General features: G+C 72.2%; 21 protein-coding genes and 1 tRNA gene. 9 read left to right on the forward strand and 13 right to left on the reverse strand.

The window, feature by feature from the left end:
* Positions 1–199: 199 nt before the first annotated feature.
* Positions 200–781 carry a TMEM165/GDT1 family protein gene (locus tag ACIA6C_RS02535; protein ID WP_361136452.1) on the reverse strand — a complete coding sequence of 194 codons (582 nt, stop codon included), beginning with the start codon at positions 779–781 and terminating at the stop codon, positions 200–202.
* Positions 782–1,273: 492 nt separating this feature from the next.
* On the opposite strand from ACIA6C_RS02535, the gene ACIA6C_RS02540 reads away from it, so the two are divergent.
* The 4 genes from ACIA6C_RS02540 to ACIA6C_RS02555 all read left to right on the forward strand — a co-directional run bounded on the left by ACIA6C_RS02540 (position 1,274) and on the right by ACIA6C_RS02555 (position 5,457).
* Positions 1,274–1,927, forward strand: a complete 654-nt coding sequence (locus ACIA6C_RS02540; RefSeq protein WP_399274436.1) for an HNH endonuclease family protein — start codon at positions 1,274–1,276, stop codon at positions 1,925–1,927.
* A gap of 140 nt (positions 1,928–2,067) precedes the next feature.
* Positions 2,068–3,726, forward strand: a complete 1,659-nt coding sequence (locus ACIA6C_RS02545) for an alkaline phosphatase D family protein (RefSeq protein WP_399272380.1) — start codon at positions 2,068–2,070, stop codon at positions 3,724–3,726.
* Between the two features lie 279 nt (positions 3,727–4,005).
* Positions 4,006–4,638: a VTT domain-containing protein gene (locus ACIA6C_RS02550; RefSeq protein WP_361136456.1), complete on the forward strand. Its 633-nt coding sequence runs from the start codon at positions 4,006–4,008 to the stop codon at positions 4,636–4,638.
* A 324-nt stretch (positions 4,639–4,962) separates the two neighbouring features.
* Entirely contained in the window at positions 4,963–5,457 is a 495-nt protein-coding gene (locus ACIA6C_RS02555; protein WP_399272382.1) for a hypothetical protein, read from the forward strand.
* A 9-nt stretch (positions 5,458–5,466) separates the two neighbouring features.
* On the opposite strand, the gene ACIA6C_RS02560 is transcribed toward ACIA6C_RS02555, so the two are convergent.
* The 3 genes from ACIA6C_RS02560 to ACIA6C_RS02570 all read right to left on the reverse strand — a co-directional run bounded on the left by ACIA6C_RS02560 (position 5,467) and on the right by ACIA6C_RS02570 (position 7,082).
* On the reverse strand, positions 5,467–5,700 hold the full coding sequence (locus ACIA6C_RS02560; protein ID WP_361310594.1) for a DUF2277 domain-containing protein: 234 nt from the start codon (positions 5,698–5,700) through the stop codon (positions 5,467–5,469).
* Positions 5,701–5,718: 18 nt separating this feature from the next.
* Positions 5,719–6,363: a hypothetical protein gene (locus ACIA6C_RS02565; protein WP_399272384.1), complete on the reverse strand. Its 645-nt coding sequence runs from the start codon at positions 6,361–6,363 to the stop codon at positions 5,719–5,721.
* Positions 6,364–6,482: 119 nt separating this feature from the next.
* Positions 6,483–7,082, reverse strand: a complete 600-nt coding sequence (locus ACIA6C_RS02570) for a DUF4352 domain-containing protein (protein WP_366080009.1) — start codon at positions 7,080–7,082, stop codon at positions 6,483–6,485.
* Between the two features lie 317 nt (positions 7,083–7,399).
* Here ACIA6C_RS02570 and ACIA6C_RS02575 point away from each other — a divergent pair, with 317 nt between their 5' ends.
* The gene (locus ACIA6C_RS02575) at positions 7,400–8,005 is read left to right on the forward strand and encodes a hypothetical protein (protein WP_399272386.1); all 606 of its coding nucleotides are present in this window, start codon (positions 7,400–7,402) and stop codon (positions 8,003–8,005) included.
* A 121-nt stretch (positions 8,006–8,126) separates the two neighbouring features.
* Here ACIA6C_RS02575 and ACIA6C_RS02580 read toward each other — a convergent pair.
* A tRNA-Val gene (locus ACIA6C_RS02580) sits at positions 8,127–8,201 on the reverse strand.
* Positions 8,202–8,306: 105 nt separating this feature from the next.
* On the opposite strand from ACIA6C_RS02580, the gene ACIA6C_RS02585 reads away from it, so the two are divergent.
* The 3 genes from ACIA6C_RS02585 to ACIA6C_RS02595 all read left to right on the forward strand — a co-directional run bounded on the left by ACIA6C_RS02585 (position 8,307) and on the right by ACIA6C_RS02595 (position 10,607).
* Positions 8,307–9,551: a hypothetical protein gene (locus ACIA6C_RS02585; protein ID WP_361136467.1), complete on the forward strand. Its 1,245-nt coding sequence runs from the start codon at positions 8,307–8,309 to the stop codon at positions 9,549–9,551.
* Between the two features lie 91 nt (positions 9,552–9,642).
* Complete coding sequence (locus ACIA6C_RS02590) at positions 9,643–10,215, forward strand: DUF4383 domain-containing protein (protein ID WP_399272389.1); 573 nt, start codon at positions 9,643–9,645, stop codon at positions 10,213–10,215.
* A 170-nt stretch (positions 10,216–10,385) separates the two neighbouring features.
* Complete coding sequence (locus tag ACIA6C_RS02595; protein ID WP_399272391.1) at positions 10,386–10,607, forward strand: zinc ribbon domain-containing protein; 222 nt, start codon at positions 10,386–10,388, stop codon at positions 10,605–10,607.
* 117 nt (positions 10,608–10,724) lie between these two features.
* Here the strand turns inward: ACIA6C_RS02595 and ACIA6C_RS02600 are convergent, their stop codons facing one another.
* The 4 genes from ACIA6C_RS02600 to ACIA6C_RS02615 all read right to left on the reverse strand — a co-directional run bounded on the left by ACIA6C_RS02600 (position 10,725) and on the right by ACIA6C_RS02615 (position 16,079).
* The gene (locus tag ACIA6C_RS02600; protein WP_399272393.1) at positions 10,725–11,384 is read right to left on the reverse strand and encodes an O-methyltransferase; all 660 of its coding nucleotides are present in this window, start codon (positions 11,382–11,384) and stop codon (positions 10,725–10,727) included.
* A complete protein-coding gene (locus ACIA6C_RS02605; RefSeq protein WP_399272395.1) occupies positions 11,381–12,211 on the reverse strand; it encodes an HAD family hydrolase in 831 nt (276 codons plus the stop codon). The genes ACIA6C_RS02600 and ACIA6C_RS02605 overlap by 4 nt, the downstream gene beginning before the upstream one ends.
* A complete protein-coding gene (locus ACIA6C_RS02610) occupies positions 12,208–14,688 on the reverse strand; it encodes a phosphoribosyltransferase (RefSeq protein WP_399274438.1) in 2,481 nt (826 codons plus the stop codon). The genes ACIA6C_RS02605 and ACIA6C_RS02610 overlap by 4 nt, the downstream gene beginning before the upstream one ends.
* 224 nt (positions 14,689–14,912) lie before the next feature.
* Positions 14,913–16,079, reverse strand: a complete 1,167-nt coding sequence (locus ACIA6C_RS02615) for an HpcH/HpaI aldolase/citrate lyase family protein (RefSeq protein ID WP_399272397.1) — start codon at positions 16,077–16,079, stop codon at positions 14,913–14,915.
* A gap of 208 nt (positions 16,080–16,287) precedes the next feature.
* On the opposite strand from ACIA6C_RS02615, the gene ACIA6C_RS02620 reads away from it, so the two are divergent.
* Positions 16,288–17,079, forward strand: coding sequence for a TerD family protein (locus ACIA6C_RS02620; RefSeq protein WP_399274440.1), 792 nt, complete (start codon positions 16,288–16,290; stop codon positions 17,077–17,079).
* A 108-nt stretch (positions 17,080–17,187) separates the two neighbouring features.
* Here the strand turns inward: ACIA6C_RS02620 and ACIA6C_RS02625 are convergent, their stop codons facing one another.
* The 4 genes from ACIA6C_RS02625 to ACIA6C_RS02640 all read right to left on the reverse strand — a co-directional run bounded on the left by ACIA6C_RS02625 (position 17,188) and on the right by ACIA6C_RS02640 (position 20,611).
* Positions 17,188–17,955 carry a Tellurium resistance gene (locus ACIA6C_RS02625; protein WP_399272399.1) on the reverse strand — a complete coding sequence of 256 codons (768 nt, stop codon included), beginning with the start codon at positions 17,953–17,955 and terminating at the stop codon, positions 17,188–17,190.
* A gap of 107 nt (positions 17,956–18,062) precedes the next feature.
* The gene (locus ACIA6C_RS02630) at positions 18,063–19,181 is read right to left on the reverse strand and encodes a DUF475 domain-containing protein (protein ID WP_366080016.1); all 1,119 of its coding nucleotides are present in this window, start codon (positions 19,179–19,181) and stop codon (positions 18,063–18,065) included.
* A gap of 25 nt (positions 19,182–19,206) precedes the next feature.
* Positions 19,207–19,782 carry a TerD family protein gene (locus ACIA6C_RS02635; protein ID WP_136214178.1) on the reverse strand — a complete coding sequence of 192 codons (576 nt, stop codon included), beginning with the start codon at positions 19,780–19,782 and terminating at the stop codon, positions 19,207–19,209.
* A gap of 253 nt (positions 19,783–20,035) precedes the next feature.
* Positions 20,036–20,611 (reverse strand): TerD family protein, encoded by a 576-nt coding sequence (locus ACIA6C_RS02640; RefSeq protein WP_190182337.1) that lies wholly within the window; start codon positions 20,609–20,611, stop codon positions 20,036–20,038.
* Between the last annotated feature and the right edge of the window lie 25 nt (positions 20,612–20,636).

Below are 20,636 nucleotides of genomic sequence, written 5' to 3' on the forward strand. Positions count from 1 at the left end.
ACCCGGCCCGGGCAGCGGGGCACTCCCCGCTTTTACCCGGGGCGGGGCCGCGGGCCGCCGCCCGAGGCACCCGCGCAGCACGCGCAGCGCCCGGCGACCCGCACCCCGCGCCCGGCCCGCACCCCCGCAGGGACGGACCTCGGCCCACGGACCTCGGCCCACGGACCCCTCAGCCCGCGGACCTCTCAGCCCGCGGACCTCAGCCCGCGATCGCCTCGTACAGCGAGAACCCGGCCAGCGCCGCCATCACCGCGGCCGCGACCTTGGTGATCAGCCGCAGCGGCACGTACTTCATCAGCGTGCGCCCGCCCAGGATGCCGATGCCGGCGACCGCCCACAGGGCCAGCACCGCGCCGACGCCGACCGAGACGGGGTTGTCGTACCGGGCGGCGAGGTTGGCCGTCATGATCTGGGTCAGGTCACCGAACTCCGCGACCAGGATCAGCATGAAACCCGCCCCCGACACCTTCCAGAAGGACTGGTCGGCGGGCGGCTTGACCTCCTCCTCGTCATCGCTCTTCCTGAGCAGCAGCACGGCCGCCCCCGCGAGGAAGAGCACGCCCACGACGGCCTGTACCAGCCGGTGCGGAAGCAGCGTGAGCACGCTTCCCGCCGCGATGGCGAGCCCGACGTGCAGGGCGAAGGCGGCGGCGACGCCCACGAAGACGTAGGACGCGCGGTACCGGGTGCCGAGCATCAGTCCGGCCAGGGCCGTCTTGTCGGGGAGTTCGGCGAGGAAGACGACGCCGAAGGCGATCGCCATGACGGTGAAGCTGAACACGGAGCTGAACCTCAATCGGTCGGGCAGGACGCCGTCGGTACCGAGAGACCTGGGAGATCAGGGGGTCGCTTCGGCTCGGCGGCGTCCCGGTACGTTGCCACGCGGTATGCGCGGCTCCAGGACACTGCGGCCGAAGGTCTCGCTGGCAGTCCGCTGACGCGTCCTGCCTCCGGGCGCCGGCTGGTGTGACCCAGCAGTATGTCGACGGTCCGGCGTAGAGCTACTCCCCTTCGCCCGTCCAGGGTACGCGATGACCGCCGCCGGCAGGGGCGTCCGGAATGTGACGTTGGCCCCAGCTCGCCCGGTCACTTCCCCCTCCACCTCAACTGCCGCACCATTCAAGCCCGTTGAACTCCTTGATGTGACGTGCCCATGTCGGCACCCTGTCACCTGGCGCCCACCCGTCGGACATCTGGCGCCGCCACCATGGCCGCGACCCGCCGGGGTCGCACGCCCACCACCCCCACGCATCAAGGAGCCCCCATGGCGCTCATACCCTCCGTCTACGCGCGTCGAGCCGGCCGGATCGGCATCCTCACCCCGGCCGCCGCGCTCGCCGCCCTGACCTCCCTTGTCGGCGCACCCGCGGCCCAGGCCTCCCCGCCCGCCCCGATCAGCGCCGCGGCGGCCCGTTCGTACCTGGCCACGGTGACCCCGGTGGCGGAAGGTTCCCTGTCCGGCTACAGCCGCACCCTCTTCCCGCACTGGATCACGGTCTCCGGCTCCTGCGACACCCGCGAGACCGTCCTCAAGCGCGACGGCTCGGGCGTGAGCGTCAACTCCTCCTGTACGGCCGTCAGCGGAAGCTGGTATTCGGAGTACGACGGCGCCACCTGGACCGCCGCCTCGGACGTCGACATCGACCACGTGGTGCCGCTCGCCGAGGCCTGGCGCTCGGGCGCCGCCTCCTGGACCACCGCCAAGCGCCAGCAGTTCGCGAACGACCTCACCCGGCCGCAGCTGATCGCGGTCACCGACAACGTCAACCAGTCCAAGGGCGACCAGGACCCCGGCACGTGGCTGCCGCCCCGGACCGCCTACCGCTGTACGTACGCCCGGATGTGGGTGGACGTGAAGCAGTACTGGGGTCTCAGCATGAACTCCGCCGAGAAGACGGCCCTGGTCAACGTGCTCAACGGCTGCTGACGCCCGCCTGCGGCACCGCTCCGTCCCCGGTCTGCCCAGCACGCGAAACGGACGGCGATCATTCTCCCCCGCCAGGGGGAGGCCAGGCTCCCCTCCACCCCGTACCGTGATCGAAGGGGATGTGAAGGAGGGGGAGTTGGATGGCCGGACTGCGTCTGGGGCCGCTGCTGCGCTACGTCGACTGGGTCGACGGCGGCTCCGCCACGGTATGGGTCGAGGCGGACCGCCCGTGCACCGCCGAGGTGCGGTGTGCGGACGGCGCCGCCGGGAGCGTGCGCACCTTCCAGATAGCCGGCCACCACTACGCGTTGGTCCCGGTAACGGGCCTGACCCCCGGTACGGCCACGGCGTACGAGGTGCTGCTCGACGGCGCCCGCGTGTGGCCGCTGTCCGGCAGCACTTTCCCGCCGAGCACCATCACCACGCCCGCCGTCGCCGGCCCCGGCCGGCCCGCGCCGGAGCTGCGGGTGACGTTCGGGTCGTGCCGGCAGGCGGCGCCGCCCGCCGGCCGGCGCGGGCCGCACGGCCCCGACGCGCTGGACACCCTCGCGGCGCGGCTGGCCGCCGAGCCGGAGGCGGTCCGGCCGGATGTGCTTCTCCTCCTGGGCGACCAGGTGTACGCCGACCAGCTGTCGCGGGAGACCCGGCGGTGGCTGGCGGCCCGCCGGGACTTGCGGGAGCCTCCGGGCGCCCAGGTCGCGGACTTCGAGGAGTACACCCGGCTCTACTACGAGTCCTGGCTGGACCCGGAGATCCGCTGGCTGCTGTCGACCGTGCCCAGCCTGCAGATATTCGACGACCACGATGTCGTGGACGACTGGAACACCAGCGAGGCCTGGCTGGCGGGGATGCGGGCGACGCCCTGGTGGCAGGAACGGGTGCTCAGCGGGCTGATGTCGTACTGGGTGTACCAGCACCTCGGCAATCTCTCGCCCGCGGAGCTCGCGGCGGACGAGCTGTACGGGGCGGTACGGGCCGGCCCGGACGGTACGGACGCGCTGCGCGCCTTCGCGGCCGGGGCGAACGCCGATCCCGGTTCGGTGCGGTGGAGCTATCGGCGGGACTTCGGCCGCTCGCGGCTGCTGATGGTGGACACCCGGGCGGCGCGGGTCCTGGCCGAGGACGGCCGGGCGATGCTGGATCCGGCAGAACACCAGTGGCTCCGGGACAACGCCCTGGCCGGACACGGCGGTTACGACCATCTGCTGATCGGGTCCTCGCTGCCGTGGCTGATGCCGCCGCTGATACATGACGCGGAGGTGTGGAATGCGGCGCTGTGCCGGGGGGAGCGCGGGCCGCGGTGGGCGCGGATCGGGGAGGATCTGCGCCGGCGCGCCGATCTGGAGCATTGGGCGGCGTTCCCGGGCTCGTTCGGGGCGCTGAGTGATCTGATCGAAGAGGTGGGGACGGGCCCGCGGGCTCCGGCGACCGTCATGGTCCTGTCCGGGGACGTGCATCACGCGTATGTTGCCGAGCCCCGAATACCCAGCACGGCGCGGGTGTTCCAGCTGACCTGCTCGCCGGTGCACAACTCGATCCACTTCGCGGTGAAACTCGGCTTCCGGCTGGGCTGGTCGCGGATGGGGCGGTGGCTGGGGCGCGGCTTCTCCCGGCACGGCCGCACGGGCCGGCCGCCGCTGAGTTGGCGGCGTACGGGCGGACCCTGGTTCGGCAACCAGCTGATGACGCTGGTGTTGGCGGGGCGGACGGCCAGGTTGTGGCTGGACCAGGCGCGTTCGGGCGGCTCGGGGGCCCGGCTGGTGACGGTGCTGGACCGGCGGCTCACCGAACCGGAGTAACGCGTGCGGCCGGGCTGCGCGGGGCGGCCGGCGTCGGTCCGGGCCGGGCCGGGCCGGGTGAAGGCGGGCACGGCGCGGTCCGGCCCGGGTGCGGGGCGGGCGCGGCCCGGGTGCGGGCTGCTGTAGCCGGGGCCGTGAGCGGCTGAGCGTGCAGGGAGGCTGACGGACCGGCGGCCCCGGGGCTCGGGGGCTGCGGCGCCGGGCGTACGCTGTATGGCTGTCAAGCCGCCCCTGCCGCTCCCCGCGACGACGCGGCGCTTCGGACTGGGGAGTCCCGCTTTGCTTGAGACTCTGGGTTCGCTGACTACGAGCCCCTGGATCTATGCCGTGGTGGCGGTGTCGGTCGTGCTCGACGTGTTCCTGCCGGTGTTGCCGAGCGGTGTACTGGTGATCACTTCGGCGGCCGCGGCGGCAGCGGCCGGGGCTGCCGGTTCGTCGGCGCCCGTGCCCGCGCGGGTGCCGGACATCATGGCGCTGCTGGTGATCGCGACGACGGCTTCGGTGCTGGGTGACATGGCCGCGTTCCGGCTGGCCCGGCGCGGTGGTGCCCGCCTGGACCGGGTCATCGCCCGGTCGCGCCGGCTGACCCGGGCCCATGAGCGGCTGGGAGTGGCTCTGGCGCGTGGGGGCGGCGCGCTGGTGGTGATCGCCCGCTTCGCCCCTGCGGGCCGTTCGGTGGTGTCCCTCGGTGCGGGCAAGACGCAACGCGAGGTGCGGGAGTTCCTCCCGTGGTCGGTGCTGGCGGGCATGGCGTGGGCCGGTTACAGCGTGGCACTCGGCTACTTCGGGACGCAGTGGCTGGGCGCGGCCTGGCTGGGTACGGCGGTGTCCGTCGTGGCCCTGTTCGCGGCGGGCTCCCTCGCGGTGTTCCTGCTGCGCCGCCCGATCCCGACGGCGGCGCCGGCCGCGTAGGCCGTCCGGCCGGGACGGCGCCGGACCTCGGGCCGGTCGGGCCCGGGGCGGACGGGCTCAGGGTGGACGTGCCCGGACGTACTCGGGCCTGTCGTACTCCGGCCGGACGTACTCGGGCCTGTCGTACTCCGGCCGGTCGGGCTCGGGTCCCGCAGCGTCCGGACGGGCCGGTTGTAGGCCGGCCGGGGCAGTGGGTCACCCGTTCACCCGGCTGCGATCGCCGGGTCGGGGCCGGGCTTCTAGCGTCCTGAGCACGGAGCGCGACCGATGCCGCGTCACTTCCGTGTCCTGGCCGCGCCGTGTCGAGCAGCCCGAGGAGTTCCCATGCCCGCTACCCGCAAGCGGTACCGCCTGGTGGGGGCCGCTGCCGCGACGCTCGCCGTCACCGCGGTGACACCGGCCACCGTGGCCCACGCCAACGCCTCCGCGTCCGTGTCGCCGGGCGTCGTCGCCCCCGGCAGCCGAGTCAGCCTCAGCGTCACCGGCTGCAGCGCCCGGACCGCCAGGGCGTCCTCATCCGCGTTCGGGGACGTCCAGCTCTCGCCCGGAAACGCGCAGGCCACCCGGTTGTCCGGCAGCGCCATCGTGTTCGGCAGCGCCGCGACCGGCTCCTACCCCGTCACCTTCCAGTGCGGCGGCACCGGCGGTGAACGCGTCACGGTGACGTTGACCGTCAGCCTCGGCGCCGCCCGCGGCGGGCTGGGCGGCAGCGTGGACACGGTGGGTACGACTCCGGTCGCCATCGGCGGCGCGCTCGTCGCCAGTGCGCTGGGCGCCGGCTTGTGGGTGCTGCGCCGGCGCAGGGAAACGCACGTCTGACGGCCCCGGTCACCGGGCCTGCGCGACCGGCTCCCTACCCCGTACGTGCACCCCGTCGAGGAGCGCTGCCGTCGCTTCGGCGATGGCGTCCACGGCGGCGTCGAAGACTTCCCGGTTGTGTGCGGCGGGCGCCCGGAACCCGGACACCTTCCGCACGTACTGGAGGGCGGCCGCGCGGATCTCCTCCTCGGTGGCCTTCTCGGGGATGGCGGGCGGGCGCAGGGTCTTAATGGAACGGCACATACCTCCACTATGGCTCCGCTACCCCGCGGCTCGGCCCTGTTCCGGCAGCTCGGCCCCCGACAGTTTCATGATCAGGGCGGCTTGGAGGCGTCCCCGTAGCTCCGGATCGGCGACCTCGTCCATCAGCCGGACCGCCTGCGCCATCGACTCCGCCGACCGCCGGTCGTCCCGCAGCGAGGCCGTCTGCCCGGCCATGTACCTCAGGGCGACGTCGGCCCTGCGGTGGAAGAGCTGCCCGATGACGGTGACGACCAGTCCGACGGAGCTGGTGACGATCCCGAGGTACAGGTCCCCGCTGCTCTCGGCCTTCCACACCGCCAGCGCCACCCCGCCGAGCAGGATCACCGCCCCGGCCCCGGCGAAGCGCTGGCTGGTCACGAAGCTGCTGCGCGCCTGGGTGAGCCCGTAGGCGTAGTACTCGACGAGCAGCGGGGTGAAGTCGTCCCCCCGGGCGGCGGTCCTGACCGGAATCCCGCCGACGTCCGCGTACTTCGGATCGCCTCGCGGATCGCCCGCCTGCGCCCCGGGCTCCGGGAGCAGCGCGAGCAACCGCTCCCGCTCGGCTTCCCGCCTGCGCTCGAACCCCTGCCCGGCCCGCCGCTCCAGCACGAGGTACCCGGCCCCGCCCACGAGCGCGGCCACCAGCGCCACCCACTCCCCCATTCCCCGACCATCGCACGCCCCACCCCCGCCGCCAAGACCGCCGTCACGCCTTCCTCGCGACGTCACGACGCCTCCGTGCCGACGGGGGCACGGAGGCGTCGTGGCTGCGCGTGGGCCGGCTAGGAGACGTCGGCGCGGACGGCCTCGCCGATGAGGCCGTCCGTGTAGGTCACCGTCTTCGCGGTGAACGAGCCCTTTCCGGTGACGGCCCCGGTGATGTTCTCGCCCGGCGCCAGTTCGACGGTGTCGATCTGGTTCTCGTCCGCCGCGAGCTGAGAGGCGTGCTTGGTGCCGTTGGTGTCCGTGATGGTGAAGTAGAGGGGGTTGACGTTGATCGGCTTCGCCGAGTTGTTGGTGACGGTGACGGACACGCTGGTGTAGCCGTCGCCCTGCGCGAGGACGCTGGCCTTGAAGGCCGCCTTCTGGGCGGTGACGGTGACCGGCTGCTTCTTCTCCGGCGCCTTGGAGGGCTGGACTGCTGGGTCCTGCGGGGTCTTGGCGGGCTGGGACGCCGCGGCGGCGGCCGGTGGCGCGGGGCTCTTCTTGCCGTCGCCGCCGGTGATCAGGGCGCCGACCACGCCGAGCAGGACGACTACGCCGACGACCCCCAGGCACGAGAACCCGACGATCTTGCCGGCGTTGGACTTCTTCGGCGCGGGCGGGGGCGGGTAGCCGTATCCGGGCTGGGGCGGGCCGGGCGGCGGAAACTGCTGGGACATGGGACCCCCACGGGACGAGTGCGAATCCGGCCACCGTAGGGGGGCGAGGGTACGCGCGTGGCGCTATGTCCGAACCGTGACCTTTCCCCTGCGGAAACCCCGCTCGGCGGGCCCGCCGATTGCGACCCGCATCGATCACCGCACAGGAAGCCGGACGGCCCGCCCGGTCGCGGCTGGCGACAGCGCGACGGCCACGTCCCCGTGCGGGCCGTGCGCGGCCTGTGCATCCATGCCCTCTTGTACGTCTCGCCGAACACCCACACCGTGGTGCAGATGAAGCTCAGCGCGCCGACGACGCAGGGGGAGGGCGACGCACAGTGGTTTCGGTGACACCGTGGGCCAAGGACACCTTCGGCACTCTGGCCGACCAGCTGGCCGAGAAGATCGCGGCCGGCCTCCTGGAAGCGCACGACCGGGCACGTCACGGGCACGAAGGGGTCCACACACAGACCCTGGAGGCCTACGGCCACGGCCTGCACGCCGCGCAGTACGAGACCCTCGCCGCACGTCTGGCTCCGCTGGAAGGGGCGGTGGCCCGGCGCCTCCAGGGCCGGACGGTGATGGTCATCGGCGGCAACGTCATCTACCCGATCCGGTACGCGAAGAAGGACGTCCCCGTGACCGCGGCCCGCCTTCGCAAAGCCGCCGGCTTCCGCGCCGACCTCATCCGGCGTCACGGCCCAGAACCGATGCAGCAGACCCTCGACCTGGGCCTGGAGGAGCTGGACGAACACCACGTGCATCCGGACCTGGCACTCCTCCCGCCGGAGCTACGGCTGATCATCGTGGCGTACGCCTGCTCGATGCAGCAGGGCGTCATGCGGGCCGAGTGGGGCTCGGCGGAGCTGCGAAGCGAGGATCGCTACCTCATCTGGCACCACCACGAGCCCCTGCTCCCGCCGGCCGACCCCCGCGCCGCCTAACGGCGGTAGGAGCACCCGCAACTGACGCCCCGCCGACTCGCTCTGCGGCCGAGCCGCCACCGGTCACTGCCGACCGGGGATGCAAAAACCCCCAACCGTGATCGGTTGGGGGTTCCCGTGCTGGTGGGCGCGGACGGTTTCGAACCGCCGACATCTGCTTTGTAAGAGCAGCGCTCTACCCCTGAGCTACGCACCCGTGGATGAGTGGACAGCCTACATGGCGGGTGCACCCCCGGCGCAAACGCGTTGGGGTAGGGGAGAATGGAGCGGGGCATGGCGGACGCGGCACGGGAGAGGGATTGTGACAACGGCATCCCGGCGGTGGTTCGGTGGGCGGGACGAGGGCCGGCGGGCGGACGCGCAGGCGGCGAAGGACGCCGCCGCGGCCGCGTTCTACGAGCTGGATACGGCGCAGCGGGACCTGCGGATCTCGATGGAGACCATCGCCGCGGCGGACGGGTCGCCCGCCGCGCGGCAGGCGGCGCAGGGGTTCGTCGCGCTCGGGCAGCGCATCGACCAGGTCAGCCAGGTGTACATCGAGGCCGTCGACGCGCACGACCTGGACCGGCCCGAGCTGGAGGGTTCCGTCGCCGCGCGGGCGCGGGAGCAGTTGACGCGGGCGCGGGACGAGCTCGTACGGGTCAAGGCGGAGCTGGACCGGTTCGCGCAGGGTTTGCAGCCGCTGCTGGACAAGGCCGAGACGCAGCTGGCCCGCGTCGCGCCGGCCCGGGAGCGGGCGAAGGCGGCGCTGCTGGCGGCGAGCAACGCGCTGGACGAGGTCCGTGCGAAGGGGATGCGGGCCGACGACCTGGCGGCGCGCCTCGCCGCGCTGGGACCGGAGCTGACCAAGCTGAACCAGGGCGCGGCCCGGCACGGGGTGCAGGAGACCGTGCAGCGCGCCGACCGGATCCTGCGCGACGCGGAGGCGATACGGGCCGAGGCGGCCAGGCTGCCGGAGCGGGCGGCGGAGGTCGACCGGCGGCTGGTGAGCCTGCGGACCCGCGCGCAGGCGCTGCGCAACCGGGCGGACCGGGTGGATCCGGTGCTGAGCGAGCTGCGCCGGCGGTTCAGCGCGGCCTGCTGGCAGGACCTCCAGCACGTCCCCGAGCAGGCGGTACGGGAGGTCGCGCGGGCGGAGGAGAAGCTGGCGGAGGCCGGCCGGGCCCGGGACGGCCAGCGGTGGAGCGAGGTGGGGTCGCTGATCGAGGAGGTCCGCAGCTGCCTGGACGCGACCGACGAGGCGGTGTCGGCTGCGCAGGACCGGCTGACGCGGCTGGAGGCCGTGGCGCGGGACCCCCAGGACGAGGTCCGCCGGACCCGCTTCGCGATCCGCGACGCGCAGCGGCTGGCGATGGAGGGCCGTACCGTGCCCGATCCGCGCCACGCCCGGCCGCTGGACGAGTCGGTGGCGCGGGTGGAGCGGGCGCTGTCGGGGCTGGAGGGGCGCCACCCCGACTACTGGCAGTTCCTCCAGGAGATGGAGGGCGTCCGGGCGTCCGTCAACCGGGTGGTGAACGAGATCCGGGCCGAGCGCGGACACGCCTGAAAGCCGACCTCCGAGCAGGCCCTGACGGCCGAACTTGTCCGGGCCCCGCCCGCGGCGGATGCTGGGAGGGACCTCAGCAGAGGAGGCCGCCATGGTCACTCACGCGGCTCCGCACATGCGGCGGCCGGTCGGTGCCCGGCTCGACGAGCACCTGCCGGTCGATCACAAGCTCAGCAAGGTGTACCGGGTGGGCGCGGGCTTGACCGGGCTGCTGCTGGTCGTGTTCGGCGTCCTGGGGCTGGTGCACCGGATCGGGTTCTTCGACACCGGTGGGGACACCGTGCTGGCGCTGAACACGAACGGGGCGCTGAGCGTCCTGTCGATCTGCATCGGGGCGCTGCTGTTCTACGGGATGGTGGTCGGCGGGAACTTCGCCTCGACCCTGAACATCGCGCTGGGTCTGCTGTTCATCGCGAGCGGGTTCGTGAACCTCGCGCTGCTGGACACCGGGCTGAACTTCCTGGCGTTCCACATCCCGAACGTGCTGTTCAGCTTCGTCGTCGGCGTGATGCTGATGTGGTTCGGCATGTACGGGCGGGTCGGCGCCGGTCTGTCGCACGACAACCCGTACTGGCGTGCCCGCCACCCCGAGCAGGCCGCCCGGGAGGACCGCGCCGCGGCCAGGCGGGCGCTCGGAACCCGGCGCATGCCGCCCCACCCGTAGGCGCCGCCCCACCGGTATGGCGCGGCCCGCCCTGCGCACACGCCCGATCCGTAACGCGCACGCCCCACCCGTAACGCGCACGCGCCCGCCCGCGCGAGCAGTACGGCTGCGCGAGCAGTACGGCTGCGCGAGCAGTACGGTCGCGGGGCCGGTGCCGCTAGCCTGTGCCCATGCCTCGCTACGAATACCGCTGCCGCACCTGTGACGACACCTTCGAGGTGAGCCGTCCGATGGCCGAGTCCTCGGCGCCCGCCGACTGCCCCGCCGGTCACCCCGACACCGTCAAGCTGCTCTCCGCGGTCGCCGTCGGCGGCTCGGCCCGCAGCGGGCCGGCTTCCGCCCCGGCCCCGGCCATGGGCGGCGGCTGCTGCGGTGGGGGCGGCTGCGGCTGAGGACCGGGCGTCAGCGCCGCCGCGACCGGACGCGACCGCTCACGCGACCGGACGCGACCGCTCGCTCGGCAGGCGCAACCGCTCGCTCGGCAGGCGCGACCACTCGCGCGACAGGCCCTACCGCTTGCGCGACAAGGTCAGGCCGTCCGAGATGGCGAGGAGCACCGACTCCATGCGCTCGTCGGCCAGCACGTGGTCGTTGAAGGCGCGCATGGCCCCCGCCGCGCCCGTCGCCCCCTCGTCCAGGACCCGCCCGTGGAAGAGGGTGTTGTCGCTGACGATCAGCCCGCCCGGCCGCATGCGCGGCACGAGCTCCTCCCAGTACGCGATCTGGTTCTCCTTGTCGGCGTCCACGTAGGCCATGTCGATGTGCGGCTCCCCGGGCATGGCGCGCAGCGTGTCGAGCGCCGGGGCGATCCGCAGGTCGATGCGGTCCGCGACGCCCGCCTCCTCCCAGGCCCGCCTGCCGTACGCCGTCCACTCCTCGGAGATGTCGCAGGCGATCAGCACGCCGTCCGCGGGCAGGGCCTGCGCCATGGACAGGGTGGAGAAACCGGTGAAGGTGCCGATCTCCACGATGCGGCGGGCGCCCGTCAGCCGGACCAGGAAGGCCAGCAGCGGACCCTGCTCGTGCGCCGACTGCATGCCCGCCGATTCGGGGAACTTCTCGTACGTGGTCGTCACGAGGCCCTGCTGGACGGCGTCCAGCGGCGGGTTGTGGTCGAGCACGTACTGGTAGAGCTCGTCGGTGATCTTGGTGCTGTTGCCCTTGGTCATGCGCCCAGTGTGCCGAGTTCGCCGACCGCTCGCCGGAACGCGCCCACGATCTCCTCACCCGCCAGGACGCCGGCCTGCGTCAGCGCCGTGACCGACCCTGCGGTCCAGCCCGCGTCCGCCAGTTCGCCGTGGCCCGGCCGCCATCCCCGGTCCGCCGCCAGCAGCAGATCGGCGTCCAGCAGCGAGTCGCCGGCGGCCAGGGTCGTGGTGGCCCCCGTACGGCGGGCCAGCTCCCGCATGGCCGCGCTCTTGGTCAGCGGGCCCGGAACGGCGTAGATCTTGCGGCCTTGCAGGGACACCGTCCAGCCGCGCGGTTCCGCCCAGGACACCAGCGCCTTGAGCCACTCGTCGGGGACCAGCGCCCGCTCCACCACCAGGTACGCGAACAGGTCTTCCGCGACCCGCGCCTTGCGCAGCCACGCCGGGTCCGCGGTCGCCAGCAGGTGTTCGTACACCTCGGTGAGGGGGGCGCACTCCTCGGCCAGGCGCGCCGCGACCCGGCGCCGCCAGTCCCGGTCCGGTACGCCGTCCACGAGCAGCTGCCCGCCGTTGGCGCAGATCGCGTACTTCGCCGGGCGTCCGGGGAAGCGGATGCGCTGGTACTGCTTGCGCGTGCGGGTCGTGGTCGGGACCCAGACGACGCCCGGGTCGGCGGTCAGCTCCGCCAGCAGGGCCGCCGCCGTCTCGGTCATGTACGACAGCGGCTTGCTCTCGTGGACCTCCACGCACAGCAGTCTGGGCGCCTCGGGATCGGGCATGGTCAGGCCCAGGGCCGCAGCCGAGTAGATGAGCGTGCGGTCGAGGTCACTGGCTACGAGGACGGTCACTGGGAGGCCACGGCCTTTCCGTCGGCGCCGGTGGCGCCGCGTGTGAAGCGGGGGTGGATGAGTCCCACGCAGGTGTAGGGGAGCGCGTCGACCTCTTCGACCGGCACCCCGCGCTGTGCGGCGAGCAGGCGTACGTGGTCCAGGTCGGCGCCGGCGCCGCGCTTGGCGAGGATCTTCCACGGCACCCTGCGCAGCAGGACGCGCGTCGTCTCGCCGACTCCGGGCTTGACCAGGTTCACGTCGTGGATCCCGTACTCCTCGCTGATCCGCTCGACCGCCGCCCAGCCCTCCCAGGTGGGGGCCCGGTCGGCCGCGAGCAGTTCCTTGACCTCCGCGTCGACGGCGTCGGCCACCTCGTCGAAGCGGGCGGCGACGGCGTCCACGAACGCGACCGACACGTCGGCGCCGGCGAGCTCGCGGTAGTACTTCGCGCCGTGGAAGTCGGCGGGCCCGACCAGGTCGGACCTGAGCACCGTACGCGAGACGAGTCCGGAGACGGTGGAGTTGAGGCAGGCGGAGGGGATGAGGAAGTCCTCGCGGGTGCCGTACGTCGCCACGCACGAGCCGGGGTCGGCGAGGACGACGATCTCGGGGTCGAAGCCGTCGAACTCCGCCAGGGCGTCCCGCAGCTCCCGGGTGATGGCGCCCTTGCCCGTCCAGCCGTCGACGAAGACGACGTCGGCGGGGTCGTGGTGGGCGGCCAGCCAGCGCAGCGCGTTGGCGTCGATGCCCCGCCCGCGCACGATGGAGACGGCGTAGTGCGGCAGGTCCAGGCCGTGCCGGGCCTGCGCCCAGCGCCGCATCAGCACGCCGACGGGGGTGCCCGCGCGGGCGAGGGAGACGAGCACGGGCGACGGTGACCGTTCGGCGAGCACCGTTTCGGTGACGGTGCCCACGGCGCGGGCTATTCGGGCCGCGGAGGCGGTCAGCGCGCTCTGGTACAGCCGCTGGTACTCGGGGGACGGCTGGTACTCCACGGGCAGCGACTCGGCGTAGTGCGCGCCGCCTGCCTGGATGGCCTCCTCGCGTTCCTCGGTCGGGGCCTCCAGCTCCACGGCCGAGAAGTCCTGGAGCAGCCAGCCGACGTCCTCGGCCGCGTAGGAGGAGAAGGCGGGCCCGCGCAGGGGCTCGGTCATGATCGGCTCCTGCCGGTCGGAGGGGGCGGCCAGGACGGCCGCGGCGGGCTGCGGCGATCTCCCCGGCACGTACGACGGCACCACCACCAGCAGCACCTGACCGGTGTGCGGGGCGAGCCGGGCGAGGAGCCCGTCGGGTGCGTGCAGCGCGTCGGTATCGCCGTGGGAGTCGACCACGGCGACGACGGCGTCGAAGCCGGCGCCCGCGACGTTGTACGCGTACCGCTCCCCCGGCCCGTCGGCGGGGTCGTCGTGCGCGGGGAAGGTCAGCCGCGTCCGGATGGCGTAGCCGGGGTCGTCCACGGCGAGCACCGGCGAGCGGGTGGTGGTGGAGAAGCGGACCTCGCGTCCCGCGGGCGCCCCGGACTCCTCCAGGGCCGCGGCGAGCCGCAGCGGCACGTACATCAGCTCTTCGTTGCCCAGGACCAGGACCCGCCGGGGCCCGGTCGGCCCGGCTCCGGGCCCGGCCCCCGGACCGGCATCGGGGCCGGCGCCGCGTGCGGGTCCGGCGTCGGGTCCGGCGTCGAGTTCGGCCTCGATCCGGGCGGCCAGCGCGGGCAGCGCCGCCTCCAGCCGGGCCCGGTGCGCGGGGGTGAAACCGTGCCGGCCGCCGTCGGGCAGCCCGGCGGGCCAGTCCAGGCGGACGCGCCGGACGGGGGCCGCGGGGCCGGTCTCGGCCGGGGCGACCCGCGACTCGTACTCCTCGACCAGCGCCTGCCCCTCGGCCAGTACGTCCTCGGGGAGCCGGACCGTCCCGCCGGCCAGGGCGACGAGGTCTATCCGGGCCCCGAGCCCGGCGGCGAAGGCGTCGAGGCGTTCGCGGTCGGCCGGGGAGCGCATGTCGACCAGGGCGACCACGACGTAACGCGGCCGGGGGTGGCGGGCGTGCAGGTCGCTGATGGTGTTCAGGACGGTGTTGCCGGTGGAGAACTCGTCGTCGACCAGGACCAGGGGCCCGCTGCCGGTCAGCAGCTCCGGGTCCTCGGGCAGCAGCAGGTGCGAGGTGGCGTGCGAGTGGGCCTCCTCGAAGCCGCCCGCGGGCTCGACACCGGGCACGGCGCGGCGGGTGGAGTGCAGGTAGGGGGCGTCACCCAGGCCGTCGGCGACGCTGTGGCCGAGGCCGGTGGCGGTCTCCGCGTACCCGAGGACGACGGCGTCGGCGGCTTCCCCGCCCAGCATGTCCCGGACGCGTTCGCCGAGCCCGTACCCGGCGGCGTGCACGACCGCGGGGGACTGCGGGACGTGCTTGCCGAGGATCCGGGAGACCAGCAGGTGGGCGCGCTTGGGGTTGCGGCGCAGGGCGAGCCCCAGGAGCTCCGTCAGCGGGGGCTCCCCGGGCATGGCCGGCCCCGGCGCCGCCTCCCCGGGCACGGCCCGCCCGCGCACCGCCGCCCGCCCCGTCACGGCCCGCTCCGGCGCCGCGCCCTGTTCCAGGCGCACGCCCAGCCGGTCCGCGACCCAGGTTCCCGACCACACCTCTTCGATCGTCTTGCCCCTCTCCGTGGAAAGCCCCCACAACCGGAAACGATCCGGGAGCGCCGAAAACTCCGTGTCCGACCGCCGTCTCATACCTGGAGCCCGGCCGTGAGCAGGTCGACGAAGCCGACCTCCTCCCTTGCCACACCGAAGACCTCCGCGCGCAGCATGGTGCGCTCGGCCCAGGCCCGGTGGGGCTTCACCTCGTTCATCTTGTTCGTGTAGGCGGAGCGCATGACCCCGCCGCCGCCGCACTCGGGGCGCAGGATGTCCTGGGCGTCGCTGAACTCCTCGTGGGAGACCACCGACAGCGCGTGGACGGGCGTGACGTGGGCGGGGTGGATGCAGGTCTTGCCGAGCAGTCCGTTGGCCCGGTCGAGTTCGATCTCGCGCAGCAGCCCGTCGAGGTCGTGCTCGATGAGTGCGGTGCGCAGCTCCTCGACGCCCTCCGCCAGGAAGGGGCTGCGGCGCAGCTGCGGCTTGAAGAGGCGCTGCTGGCTGCGGAAGTACTCCCAGACGGGGCCGGTGACGGTGAAGCCGGTGCCGTCGGCGCGGCTGAGGACGTTCACGACGTCGGCGATGACACCCGCGACGATCTTCACGTCGTAGGCGGTCATGTCGGGGGTGCGGCGCAGTCCGTAGAGGGAGCAGAAGTCGGTCACGCCGAGGCGCAGGGCCAGGACGCGCTCGCGGTAGCGGTTGACCGTCCGGGAGATCCCGGCGAGGGCGTCGACCCGGGTTTCGAGGTGGAGCAGGTCGGGGGTCTCCAGGACGGGCATTGCGTACAGGGGGGCGGCGGCGGAGGTCTGTTCCGCCTGCACGACGGCGTCGAGGAACGCGGTTCCGCGACTCTCCGTGAACTTCGGCAGTACGAATCCGGCCAAGTGACGTCCGGCGCCGCCGAGGCGGCGTACGAGGTCGGGTATCTGCTCGGGGGTGCGCACCCGGATGAACAGCAGCGGCAGCTCCGCGGGGTCTTCATCGAGTGCGGCGAACTGGCGGACCAGGTTGTCCTCGCCGGCCGTCACCTCGCCGTCGCTGATGGAATCCTCCAGGCAGAGCACCATGGAGACCACTCCGCGGGCCGCCTGCTTGCGGATGTCGCCGGCGAGGCGGGGGCGGATCGCCGGGCTGTAGAGGGTGGCGCCGAGGCCGGCGGCGAGCGTACGGGCGGGCGAGGCGGCGGTGAATTCGGCCGGCTCCTGGTGGAAGAGGTCCTTGCGGACGCTGGGCGAAATGTGCCCGAAGTGACGCATGCGCTTCCCCCGTACTGCCTTGGCGGCCCAACTGGCGTGGCCGGTAATAGTACGTACGAATGAGAGTCGAGAGTTCCGCAAGCACATGAAGTTCAGGTAACCCTCTTGCACCATGCCCAGGTCTCGCGTTCCGTACAAGTGGCTACGGGCGAGTGACTACGGGGGGCCGCATTGTCCAGGTCATGGCCGGGAGGGCAGGATGACCGGCATGACGCACGCGATGCAGAAGGGCTCGAACATCCCGGTGGCCGCCGTGGCGGTCCGGGCGGTGCTGCGCTGGACCACCGGGGCCGAGGTACCGGATGTGGACGCGTCCGCGCTCTTGGTGGGGGCGGACGGGCGCGTGCGCTCCGACGAGGACTTCGTCTTCTACAACCAGCCCCGGCACCCCTCGGGGGCGGTGTGGCGCCTGGGCAAAAAACAGGTCGGGGAGGCGATCACCGACGCCGTCCAGGCGGACCTGCGGGCGGTGCCCCCCGCGGTGGACCGCGTCCTTGTGGTGGCCTCCGCCGAGGACGTGCCGTTCCAGCGGGTCCGTGACCTGCGCATCCTTCTGTACGACGCCACCTCCACCGGCGGCTCCGAACCGCTGGCGTACTTCGACGTGCACCCGGAGACGGGCGCCGAGACGGCGCTGATCTGCGGCGAGCTCTACCGCCGGGCCGAGGGGTGGAAGTTCCGCGCCCTGGGCGAGGGGTACTCGGACGGCCTGGTGGGGCTGGCCACGGACCACGGGATCTCCGTCGACGAGAACGCCCCCGACCAGGCGGCGAGCGCCGCCCCCGGCCCCACCGACGAACAGACGGCGGCGATGGCGGCGCCGACCCCGAACACGCCCCCGATGCCGGCGGCGCCCCCGGTGCCCGCGCCCCCGACGCAGGCCCCGCCGGCCGTCGAGCCCGCCTACGGCTACCCGCAGCCGGTGTCACCGGTTCCCGGGCCGGGCGGCGACTCCGCCTTCCGGCTGCCGGCGCAGGGCCCCCAGTTCATCCGCCGCTGATCCGCGCCCCGCGCGGGCCGGAGCCTGACCCGCGCCCCGCGCCGGCCGGAACCTGACCGGCGGCCCGCGCAGCGCCCGCACCCCGCCCGCCAAGGCCTGACCGGCCGGTCAGGCCTTGGTGCTCTTGTAGCCCCGCCCCCACTGGAGCCCCCACCCGTACAGCCGGTCGAGCTCGGCCTGGAACCCGTAGACGAACTTCACCTCGCGTCGCACGGTCAGCTCGCCCTTGACGGTCTCCAGCGAGACCACGGCGCAGGACCGGGCCTGCGGGTGGCGCTCCTCCAGCTGGATCTCGATCCGCGGACCGGTGCTGGGGTACAGGGTGACCAGCGCGTGGGTGCGGTCGAAGGCCGGGGTCTGGTCGTAGATGTAGACGAAGACCAGCAGCCGCTTGATCTCGTCGGCGTGGTCGAGGTTGACGAAGATCGTCTCGCCCGAGGGCGCGCCGAAGCGGTCGTCGCCGCTGAGTTTCACGTACGGCGGGTTGTTGATGTCGCCGTGGAGGTTCCCCAGGGGCTGGACGACTCCCCGCGTGCCGTCGGTCAGCTCGTACAGGCAGCCGATGTCAAGGTCGACGTTGACCATGCCCTGGGTGTGCGCCTGCACCATGTCGGGTTTGAAGAGCTTGAACGGGTGCCGCAGGAGCCGGCCGCTCTGGCCGGAGCGGCCGCCGATGTCGGAGCTGCGCATCCGCCAGGAGAGGTTGACGCGCAGGTTGCCGTGGACGGCTCCCTGTTTGGTGAGCGACACCGTCGGATGCCGCTTGGTCAGCTCGATCGCGTTGGACGAGGCGCTGCCCGAGTCGAACTGCATGGCGCGGGCGCCCCTGATGCCGTCGAAGAAGCCGCTTTCGAAGACGCTGCCGAAGAATCCCATGTCCCCAACCCCCCTGAACACCGCTGACGTACGGAAACGGGGCGGTCCGGGGGTCCGTGGACCCCCAGGCCGCCCCGCACTTGGAGCGTTCCGCATTCCCGCCGGGCTCATGCCTCGACGGGCACTCCTTCCAGTTCCGCCAGGCGCTTGTTGCGGCGCACGGAGGACCAGAAGGACCAGGCGATCAGCACGACCCCGACGAGGCCGGTGATGACCTCGTTGATCTCGTACTGGATGGTGACGAGCAGGATGACGGCGAGCGCGCCGATGGCGTAGTGCGCGCCGTGCTCCAGGTACACGTAGTCGTCGAGGGTGCCCTGGCGGACCAGGTAGACCGTCAGCGACCGGACGTACATGGCACCGATGCCGAGGCCGAGGGCCATGAGCACGATGTCGTTGGTGATGGCGAAGGCGCCGATGACCCCGTCGAAGGAGAAGGAGGCGTCGAGGACTTCGAGGTAGAGGAACATGAAGAAGGCGGCCTTGCCGGCCATGACGACGGCGGGCACGGGGCTGCCGCTCTTCTTCGCCGCTTCCTCGGCCTCGTGCTCGGCTTCTTCGTCCTCTTCGAGCTTGTTCTCGAAGTAGCCGGAGAGACCGCCGACGATCATGTAGGTGATCAGACCGGCGATGCCGGCCACCAGAACCGTCTGCGCCTTGTCGACGTGCGCGCCGCCGTGCTGGTGGGCCTGGGTGGCGAAGGTCGCCGAGGTGATGACCAGGACGATCAGCGCGATGCACGCCGACAGCATGTCGATCTTGCCGAGCTTGGCCAGCGGACGCTCCAGCCAGGCGAGCCACTTGATGTCACGGTCCTCGAAGATGAAGTCGAGGAAGATCATCAACAGGAACATTCCGCCGAAGGCCGCGATCGCCGGGTGGGCGTCGGTGACCAGCTGCTGGTAGCGGTCCTTGTCGGTCAAGGCCAGATTGACGGCTTCGATCGGGCCCATGCTCGCGGTGATCGCGACGATGACGACGGGGAACACCAGCCGCATACCGAAGACCGCGATCAGGACGCCGACCGTGAGGAAGATCTTCTGCCAGAAGGCATTCATCTTCTTCAAGATGCCGGCGTTGACCACCGCATTGTCGAAGGACAGCGAGATTTCGAGGATCGACAGGATCGCCACGATCCCAAAAGCGGTCCACCCCCCGTAGAACACCGCTGCGGCCAGACCGAGCGCAGTGACTGCGAACGACCAGCCGAAGGTTTTGAGAACCACTGGCACCCCATCGTCTTGTACGGCTTTACGAAACGTTGACCCCGAAGTCTAGAGCGATGCCCCTCAGCCCCGACGCGTACCCCTGTCCCACCGCCCTGAACTTCCATTCGCCGCCGTACCGGTAGACCTCGCCGAAGATCATCGCGGTTTCGCTGGAGGCGTCCTCGGTGAGGTCGTAACGGGCCAGTTCCTGGCCGTCGGCCTGGTTCACCACGCGGATGAAAGCATTGCTGACCTGGCCGAAGCTCTGCCGGCGGGCCTCCGCCTCATGGATGGAGACGGGGAAGACGATCTTGTCGACCTCCACCGGCACCTTGGTGAGGTCGATGATGATCGACTCGTCGTCGCCCTCACCCTCGCCGGTGAGGTTGTCCCCCGTGTGTTCGACGGAGCCCTCGGGGCTCTTGAGGTTGTTGTAGAAGACGAAGTACGAATCTCCGAGCACCCGGCCGTCGCGGCACAGCAGCGCGCTGGCGTCGAGGTCGAAGTCGGCGCCCGTGGTCGAGCGCGCGTCCCATCCGAGACCGACCAGGACCCGGGTCAGGTTCGGTGCGGCCTTGGACAGGGAGACGTTGCCCCCCTTGGCGAGTGTGACGCCCATGTTGTGGTCCTCCCCGGACGACGTGGTGATGGTGGTGCGGTGGTGCAGGTGGTGCGGTGCTGCCGCGGTGATGCCCCGGTGCTGCGATGGTGGTGCCGCCGGTGGTGCCGGTGCGGCGGTGGTGCTGCCGTGCCGCCGGTAGAACCGGTGGTTCCGGTGGTGCCGGTAAAGCCGGTCCGGCGCCGTACACACAGTGCACGGCGCCGGACAGGAAGCGGCTGTGGGGTCACAGCCGGCTGGCTGAGGCCAGGACTCAGACGTTGACGCCGAAGTCCTGGGCGATGCCGCGCAGGCCCGAGGCGTAGCCCTGCCCGATCGCGCGGAACTTCCACTCCGCGCCGTTGCGGTAGAGCTCGCCGAAGACCATGGCGGTCTCCGTCGAGGCGTCCTCGGAGAGGTCGTAGCGGGCGAGCTCGCTGTTGTCGGCCTGGTTCACGACGCGGATGTAGGCGTTGCGCACCTGGCCGAAGCTCTGCTGACGGGTCTCGGCCTCGTAGATCGAGACCGGGAAGACGATCTTGGCGACATCGGCCGGGACGCCGGACAGGTTGACCTTGATGGCCTCGTCGTCGCCCTCGCCCTCACCGGTGGTGTTGTCGCCGGTGTGCTCGACCGAGCCGTCCGGGCTCTTCAGGTTGTTGAAGAACACGAAGTTCGAGTCGTTGGCGACCTTGCCCTGGTCGTTGGTCAGGATCGCGCTGGCGTCGAGGTCGAAGTCGACACCGGTGGTGGTGCGAGCGTCCCAGCCCAGACCGACGATGACCGCCGTCAGGTTAGGCGCGGCCTTGGTCAGCGAGACGTTGCCGCCCTTGCTGAGGCTGACTCCCACGGGTCCTCCATTGGGTTTCGGTGTG

Source organism: Streptomyces sp. NPDC051578 (assembly GCF_044454045.1).
Classification (GTDB): Bacteria; Actinomycetota; Actinomycetes; order Streptomycetales; family Streptomycetaceae; genus Streptomyces.